The organism is Burkholderia sp. S171 (genome assembly GCF_009766085.1).
Lineage (GTDB): Bacteria > Pseudomonadota > Gammaproteobacteria > Burkholderiales > Burkholderiaceae > Caballeronia.
The window spans coordinates 906-8652 of the sequence record NZ_LMUF01000005.1 but is presented as its reverse complement, the minus strand read 5'-3'; the positions used below and the strand labels follow the sequence as shown (position 1 = coordinate 8652).

The following is a 7747-nucleotide window of genomic DNA, read 5'->3' as shown; positions in this document are numbered from 1 at the left end:
AACTGGAAGCGGAAATACCATCGAACAGCGCAGCTGATGACACCAGCTGGGAAACGGTGACCGTGATAGAGCGATTTCGATTTCTTCATCGCGCCATCTTTTACGACCCGTCACGCAACCTGACAACGCAAGATTAACTACTCGAGTTATGGAGAACCGCACGTACGCTCGGCGAGTGATGCAAGGAAGCTCGCACCGACCGGGAGTATGTTGTCGTTGAAATCGAAGTATGGGTTGTGGAGCGCCGCGTGGTCTTCGCCGCAACCAATCCACGCATAGGCACCGGGCTTCGCTTGAAGCATAAAAGCGAAGTCTTCAGCGGCCATGCTGGCATTGAAAGAAGTGCTTACGCGTCCAGCCCCAAATGTCTCGATTGCAACCTTGGCCGCGAATTGTGCCGCATCGGTTGAATTAATCGTCGGAGGTACGCGGCGCTCGTAGCGTACCGCCGCCTCGACGTCAAACGACGCAGCAACACCCGCCGCAATCTCGCGCATCGATTCTTCGATTTTATCCTGAACAACACCGCTCATTGCGCGCACGGTCCCACGAATTCGCGCTAGATCAGGAAGTACGTTCCAGATAGTTCCCGCCTCCAGTTGTGTCACGCTTACGACGGCGGGTAATAACGGATCAAGCCTCCTTGCAACAATCGATTGAAGACTATCTACGAGCCGTGACGCAGCAAGGACGACATCTCTCGCAAGATGGGGCATGCCCGCATGACCGCCTCGCCCTGTCAATTCGATCTCGAATACATCGAAGCAAGCCATCATCGGCCCAGGCTGAACCGCTATGGTGCCAGTCGGTAAACCGGGCCAGTTGTGCAAACCATAAACTGTATCGGCGGGGAACTGTTCGAAAAGTCCGTCTTCTACCATTACCCGTCCGCCGCCTTCATTTTCCTCGGCGGGTTGAAATACAAAAAAGACGGTGCCGTCGAACGAACGGGTCAGAGCGAGATAGCGGGCGGCACCGAGCAGCATTGCAGTATGTCCGTCATGCCCGCATGCATGCATGACGCCTGGAGTCTTTGAGGCATGTGCAAAGTCGTTCTTTTCCAAAATGGGTAAAGCGTCCATATCTGCGCGAAGCGCAATTGACCGGCCGTTACCGCTTCCGGTGCGAAGTGTCCCCACTACGCCAGTCCCCGCGAGTCCGCAATGCACCTCTATCCCAAACTCTCGAAGCTTGGCTACGATGATCTGGGAAGTCCGGAATTCGTTAAATGCCAACTCAGGGTTCGCGTGAAAATCACGGCGCCAGGACGTCATTTCCGCGTGAAATGCCGAGATCTCGTCAATTATTGCCATCGTCTGACTCCGAGAGACGTGCCAACTTTATCCAGTGCCGAGAGGGCTTCGTCTATGTCGCGGTCGTTAAGCGCGGCACTCGGTTGAGCGCGCAGGCGTGCATCTCCCTCAGCGACGATTGGGAACACCATCGCCGGGATAAATACGCCAGCCGCACGGAGGCCGCGCGCGAACTCGACAGCCAGATCGTTGTCTCCAATCAAAATGGGCGTAATGGGGCTCTCGCCTGATTCAGTCATGAATTTGAGCGCGGCAAGACCCGAACGGAAACGTTCGGTGTTAGCCCAAAGTCGCTCATAATGTTCGGGTTCGCTATTATGGACAGCGAGTGCCGCTACCGCAGATGCAGCGACTGCCGGGCTGATGCCGGTGGTAAAGATAAATGCGCGGGCGCGCTTGCGAAGCTCGTCCACCAACTCATACGATCCTGCAATGTAGCCACCCCCTGCACCTCCGAATGCTTTAGAAAGCGTTCCTGTGTAGATGAGACCCTGGCGCTCTTCTGCGGAGAGTCCGAGTGCTGCCGCAGTGCCGCGTCCATGTGGACCTACAACTCCGGCAGCATGACTTTCATCGACTGCCACCATTGCATTGTTACGCTTGGCTAGCGCAATGATTTCCTTTAGCGGAGCCAGCGAACCTTCCATGCTGAACACGCCGTCGGTAATGATGAGACGGTGTGGGTGAGTATTCGAGGCCAGCTTCTCTTCCAGGCTGGCGATATCGCGCGACTTGTACACAAAAGTTCGTGCACGACTAAGCCGACAACCGTCGATAATACTGGCATGGTTCATCGCGTCACTGAAGATTGCGTCGTCAGCCGTCATCAGTGTTGACAGCAAGCCGTGGTTTGCCGCAGTGCAGGAGGCGAAAAGTAGAACGGCCTCCACTCCCATAAACTTGGCAAGCTCTTGAGACAATTGCTCGTGGACCGGCGTGGTAACGAAAGGCGGGTTGATTGCCATCCCCGCACCATATGCCGACAGGGCCTCCAATCCGCGAGCAATAACCGTTGGGTGAGACGATAAGCCAAGGTAATTGTTTGAACCCAGCATGATGGTATCGACGCCGTCCATAACCACCCTTCCTCCCTGTGCGCTAGTCTGCAGTGACGGCATATAACGGCGCGATTCATCGTGCTTTTCCATGATCAACCTTTCCGAAAATGGGCGTCGCTGGCAACAGCGTTTCGACAAGAGAGCACCAGTACGACGCTCCAATAGGTAGAATCTCGTCGTTGAAGTCGTAGTGAGAGTTATGTAAGGTGCATCCGCCGTCACCCGGGCCGTTACCAATCCATACATAACACCCCGGCTTTGCTGCCAACATGAATGCAAAGTCTTCGCATCCCATGCTTGGCGCCATATCCCGGCACACCTTGTCACCACCCACTACCTTCGTCGCCGCAAGCGCTGCGAATTCGACTGGACCCGCTGCATTGACGGTCGGAGGGCAGCGATGGTCATAGTCGATAAAAATCTCTACGCCATGTGATTTCGCCACGCCGTCTGCAATGCGTCGCAATGTCTTCTCGACCATGGGCTTCACGTCCGGATTGAAATACCGGCAAGTCCCGGTCAATCTAACCTCTTCCGGCACGATATTCCATGTATTACCGCCCTCAATCTGGGTCAGGCTTAGTACGACACTATCCAGTGGATCGGCAGTACGGCTAACGATCGTCTGGACTGCGGTAATGAAAGCGCCCGATGCGACGATAGGGTCATCGCCTAAATGTGGCATGGCAGCGTGTGCGCCCTGCCCGACTATCTTCACTTCGAATAGATCGACCGCCGCCATCATTGGCCCAGGATGAACAACGAATTCACCCGTTGAAAGGTTGGGCCAGTTGTGCATGCCATAAATCGCTTCTACAGGAAATAGCTCGAAGAGCCCTTCTTCCACCATGACGCGCCCGCCTCCCTCGTTTTCTTCCGCAGGCTGAAATACGAAGTGGACGGTGCCGTCGAAATTGCCTGCTTTTGCAAGTTGGCGGGCAGCCCCCAATAGCATTGTGGTGTGGCCGTCATGGCCGCAGGCATGCATCACTCCCGGGTTCACGGATGCATGAGCAAACGAATTTTTTTCCTGAATAGGAAGCGCGTCCATATCCGCACGGAGGGCAATCGCGCGCCCCGACCCCGATCCAAGACGCAGCGTGCCGACGACGCCTGTACCAGCGAGCCCGCGGTGGACTTCGAGGCCAAATTCCTGGAGTTTGCCGGCAACAAAATCAGACGTTCGATACTCCTTGAATGCCATCTCTGGATGCGCATGGAGGTCGTGGCGCCAGGCGATCATGTCTTTTTGATTCAACTCGATTTCAGATAGGATATTCATGGTCAGCTTTTCTCGTGACGTATTAGGCGCTATAAGATTAAGTGTCCAATAGGGGTGTGTCTTGGAAGATATTGACGTAGATGGAAGTGTCCGGCCTCCGTTGGGAGGTCGACGCAATCCGGTTAAATTCTGGAGATCCGAGGCGCTGGGCGGCCTCGAAATGTTGACCGCCAATTTCCATAAACAGCGTTTTGGAAAGCACTGGCATCCGGGATATGCATTAGGCGTGGTGACTCGCGGCGCAGAGCGATTCTATTGCCGGGGCCAGCATCACGTCGCCGACTCGACAGGCGTCATTGCGGTCAATCCCGGCGAAATACACGATGGAGAATCGGCAAGTAGTGATGGGTGGAGCTACCGTATGATCTATCCATCGGAAGCACTCATCAGCAGTATCTATCAGGAGTTAGTCGGATCTGACAAACCGCTCGACACGCCGAAATTTCGCCAAAGCTTCCTCAATGACGCGGTCGCCGCCTCGCGGTTCATCATTGCACATGAAGCTGCGGAGGCCGCCGATGGAAGAGTTGGCGGGTCGCTTGTTGAAGCCGAGACGCTTATCCTGCTTTGGATTGAAGATCTGATCAACACCCATACTGATCGCAATCTGGTCTCGCCACCGGTTTTGGACCTGAACAATGTAAAGCGCCTTGCTCCCGCCCTTGAGCTTATTGAATCTGATTTATCCAGCGATCTTTCTCTCGACGCGCTTGCGCAAGCAGTCGGTATCGGTCGTTTTCATTTTTTGCGATTGTTCAAAACAAGCTTAGGGGCACCGCCTCACGCTTACATTATGCAGATCAGGATTGCCCGGGCGAAAGCTTTGTTGGACGGCTGTGCTTCTGTAGGAGACGTTGCGCTAGCGACGGGTTTCTTCGATCAAAGCCATTTCGCAAACGCATTTCGTCACGCATACGGTATGACCCCGCGCGATTACCAACGCGGGATCGCGCGCAATTCACAGAGCGAGCGAACAAACACTTTCCGAAGCAACGACATTCGAAACAAATAGATCGCGGGACCTGCTTAGCGGATTCCGCTTTTCTTCGCTGGGAAAAATGTTGCACGGTAAGCGTACGCGCCAAAAACTCTATACTTTGTATTTTTTGCATGCATCATTTTGTTGGCCGCGCACATGGATATTCGAAAAAGGACGAAATTCATGAAAACGAAAATCGAATTTTTCCATGCTAGCTTCGTATCGGAATAACAAGTTTGGAGGCTATCTGTGATTTCCGAGATCTAGATAGTGTCATCAAATATCTTTGAAATCGCTGAGTAAATAAAATAGCGTTCGTCTAGCTAGCAAACCGTGGACGCGTTGATTTTGTTACCAGCGTTGCTACTGCAATAAGACTAACCACATTGGCGCTGATGACGTAAAACGTTGGTGCAAGACTGCTTCCAGTCCAGGCGATGAGCCCCGTCGATATGAAGGGAGCAAAACCACCAAAAACGGTCACGGCGAAGTTATAGGCGAGCGACAACCCGGTGGAACGAACGGAAGTCGGGAAAAGCTCACTGAGCAAAGTAGGCGCGGGACCCGTGTACATCGCTGTCAGCGCTCCAAATATCAGTTGCACGGTCACCAGCGACTCAAACGAGGGAAAGGAGGTAATCCAGACGAAAAGCGGATACGTGAGGACAGTCATCAGGGACGTCGCAATCAGCAAAGGCAAACGCTTTCCGACCCGATCCGACCAGGCTCCAAACAGCGGCGCTAACACAATCACCGCTACCAACCCGATGCAGTTGGCGAACAGTGAACTCGATTGCGGCAGATGAAGTTGACGTACTGCATATGTCGGCATGTACACTAGGAAACAGTAAGTGCAAACGGTCCACGCAACGGTGATTGCCAGGCCCAGGAAGACGCTTTTACTGTGGTTTCTGACAGTATCGGCAAGCGGTGTGGCGGTGCGCGTTCCCTGTGCCAGAAAGGACGGGGATTCTTCGATATTCCTTCGTATCCAGAACCCGATCGGGGCAATGACCAAGCCTAAAATAAATGGCACACGCCATCCCCACGATGCAAGTTGCTCGCTGGATAAACACGCGGTCAGCAGTGCGCCGACAAGCGAGCCGAGTAACAACGCCGCTCCTTGGCTCGCTTGTTGCCAGGCGCCATAAAATCCTTTTTTCTCGGGAGGAGCATATTCAACAAGCAATGCTGTTGATCCCCCTATCTCGCCACCCGCCGAGAATCCCTGGATTAAACGCGCGATCACGATCATGATCGGCGCGAAGATTCCAGCTGTGGCGTAGGTGGGTGCGAGTCCGATCAATGCCGTTCCCAGGGCCATCAACATGATCGTTATCATTAGACCTGCCTTGCGCCCTGCTCTATCTGAATAGGATCCTAAAACAATCGCACCGACCGGGCGCATGATAAAACCAACTCCAAATGTGCCTACGGTCAGCAGCAACGACATCAATTCGCTACCTGTAGGAAAAAATAATCGAGCGATGGTGACAGAAAAAAAACCATACACCGCAAAGTCATACCATTCCATGATATTTCCTATGACGGCTCCGAGTGCCGCTTTCCGGACATAGGATCTGGAGTCATTCGTTAAATCAATTCCTCCACAAAGCGTTGTTTCGTTTTTCATTTGCGGTATTCCGAAGGTTAATTTCGCTGTGGGCGTTCAGAACAGGCTTTCTTCGCGCATTCGGGATATTGCTTCATGATTTATTGGCCATTGAATCGTCCTTTACGATCGACTGACCAGAATCCGAATACTTTGTTCGTTTCATTTACATAGTTCGATGTCGTTACGCATGTACAGTTTGAAGACTAGGTGTCGTAAATAACCGCGTCTTGGAAGATATTGACTTGGAGGGAACCGACTGAGGTAGTGTCCAACTCTTGGCATAACTAAGCCGTGAACAAGTCGAACAAATTTGCTGCTCAAGTCCCGAAATGTGCATGGCGCAGGCGCTTCGGGGCGAGCATCGGTCATAGTAGGTCGCGATCGAATCCATCGCCCCTAAAGATCGGCTGCACAAGCCAGACATTATTTGCGTGGGTCAAACACGATGAAGTTGATTGCAGCGAGCGCGAGGACTTGAGCACGTCGGAATGCGAACGTGCTGTATCGGTACGTTGAACCGGGGGCTAGCTTGTGCTCTAGGGCGTGGTAAGTCCACGCACTTTCCATTTACTAGTCGGCTGCGCAGGATCGCGCCTGGAGTAGCGAGCGTAGATTCCGGCTAGTCGATTGTTGAGGACGCGTCTGGTCAACGTGTAAAGTCAGTATGACTTCCGTGGAAGTAAGGGCTGGCCCCGCGGGAAGGGTTGAACCGCGCGGGTTAGCATAAAGCCAGAGCCGTAAAAGTGAGAGGCGAACCCGTCACTTGAAGTGTTCATTTACAACCCGGAGGCCAGCATGCAAAACGTTAGCACATTGTTCGTCGGACTGGATGTTCATAAGGATTCCATCACCGTGGCATACGCGCTGGACGCCGGCGAGGTAGAGGTGCTGGGCAAGATCGGCACCACTCAGGCCGATCTTGATCGCCTGTGCAAGCGGCTGTTGTCCAAGGCCAAGCACGTGCGTGTCGTGTATGAGGCTGGCCCCTTTGGCTACGTCTTGCAGCGGCGCCTGAGCGACAAAGGCATCCAGTGCATGGTGTGCGCGCCCACGCTGATGCCGCACAAACCCGGCGATCGCGTGAAGACCGACCGGCGCGATGCCATTAAGCTCGTGCGCTCGCTGCGCGCCGGCGATCTCAGCGCCGTAAGCATCCCCACCGTCGAAGACGAAGCGTTTCGCGATCTCGCCCGAACCTGGGCAAAATCGCGCGACGAGCTTAAGCGCGCGCGCCAGACACTGAAGGCGTTTTTGCTCTCGCACGGCGTGCGCTACGTGGGTGTGGCCAATTGGGGACCGGCGCACCGCAACTGGTTAAGCAAATTCTCGTTTGGCAACGAGTGGCAGGATTTCGCGTTTAACGAGCTACGCCGCGCAATCGAGGATCGGTTTGCACAATGCCAGCGCCTGGAGTCGGCTATGCGCGATGCCGTGCCGCGCTGGGGGTTTTATCCCGCCGTGCTCGCTCTGCAATCGATGCGCGGTATCCAGTTCACCGCC

General features: G+C 54.1%; 6 protein-coding genes and 2 pseudogenes. 3 read left to right on the top strand and 5 right to left on the bottom strand.

Features of this window, described 5'->3' with window-relative positions; genetic code table 11:
* The 4 genes and pseudogenes from GSQ93_RS37895 to GSQ93_RS01560 form a co-directional block, all read right to left on the bottom strand.
* Positions 1 to 89: pseudogene (locus tag GSQ93_RS37895) on the bottom strand (IS6 family transposase); the annotation flags it as partial.
* Positions 90 to 146: 57 nt separating this feature from the next.
* Positions 147 to 1313, bottom strand: a complete 1167-nt coding sequence (locus tag GSQ93_RS01570; RefSeq protein WP_158933940.1) for a M20 aminoacylase family protein — start codon at positions 1311 to 1313, stop codon at positions 147 to 149.
* Positions 1304 to 2461: an aminotransferase class I/II-fold pyridoxal phosphate-dependent enzyme gene (locus GSQ93_RS01565; protein WP_158933939.1), complete on the bottom strand. Its 1158-nt coding sequence runs from the start codon at positions 2459 to 2461 to the stop codon at positions 1304 to 1306. Before GSQ93_RS01565 ends, GSQ93_RS01570 begins: the two co-directional genes overlap by 10 nt.
* Positions 2445 to 3653 carry a M20 aminoacylase family protein gene (locus GSQ93_RS01560; RefSeq protein WP_158933938.1) on the bottom strand — a complete coding sequence of 403 codons (1209 nt, stop codon included), beginning with the start codon at positions 3651 to 3653 and terminating at the stop codon, positions 2445 to 2447. The genes GSQ93_RS01565 and GSQ93_RS01560 overlap by 17 nt, the downstream gene beginning before the upstream one ends.
* 61 nt (positions 3654 to 3714) lie before the next feature.
* On the opposite strand from GSQ93_RS01560, the gene GSQ93_RS01555 reads away from it, so the two are divergent.
* Positions 3715 to 4665: an AraC family transcriptional regulator gene (locus tag GSQ93_RS01555; protein ID WP_158933937.1), complete on the top strand. Its 951-nt coding sequence runs from the start codon at positions 3715 to 3717 to the stop codon at positions 4663 to 4665.
* Positions 4666 to 4951: 286 nt separating this feature from the next.
* On the opposite strand, the gene GSQ93_RS01550 is transcribed toward GSQ93_RS01555, so the two are convergent.
* Positions 4952 to 6265 (bottom strand): MFS transporter, encoded by a 1314-nt coding sequence (locus GSQ93_RS01550; RefSeq protein ID WP_158933936.1) that lies wholly within the window; start codon positions 6263 to 6265, stop codon positions 4952 to 4954.
* Between the two features lie 332 nt (positions 6266 to 6597).
* Between GSQ93_RS01550 and GSQ93_RS37890 the strand changes: the two are divergent.
* Positions 6598 to 6745 (top strand): annotated as a pseudogene (locus tag GSQ93_RS37890) (IS3 family transposase); the annotation flags it as partial.
* 297 nt (positions 6746 to 7042) lie between these two features.
* Positions 7043 to 7747: transposase (locus GSQ93_RS01545; RefSeq protein WP_158933958.1), on the top strand; the 705-nt coding region annotated here is incomplete at its 3' end.

What these genes read in the sequence shown, in the direction of transcription:
- GSQ93_RS01570 (WP_158933940.1), bottom strand. Translation starts at nt 1,313, where the DNA reads ATGGCAATAATTGACGAGATCTCGGCATTTCACGCGGAAATGACGTCC.
- GSQ93_RS01565 (WP_158933939.1), bottom strand. Translation starts at nt 2,461, where the DNA reads ATGGAAAAGCACGATGAATCGCGCCGTTATATGCCGTCACTGCAGACT.
- GSQ93_RS01560 (WP_158933938.1), bottom strand. Translation starts at nt 3,653, where the DNA reads ATGAATATCCTATCTGAAATCGAGTTGAATCAAAAAGACATGATCGCC.
- GSQ93_RS01550 (WP_158933936.1), bottom strand. Translation starts at nt 6,265, where the DNA reads ATGAAAAACGAAACAACGCTTTGTGGAGGAATTGATTTAACGAATGAC.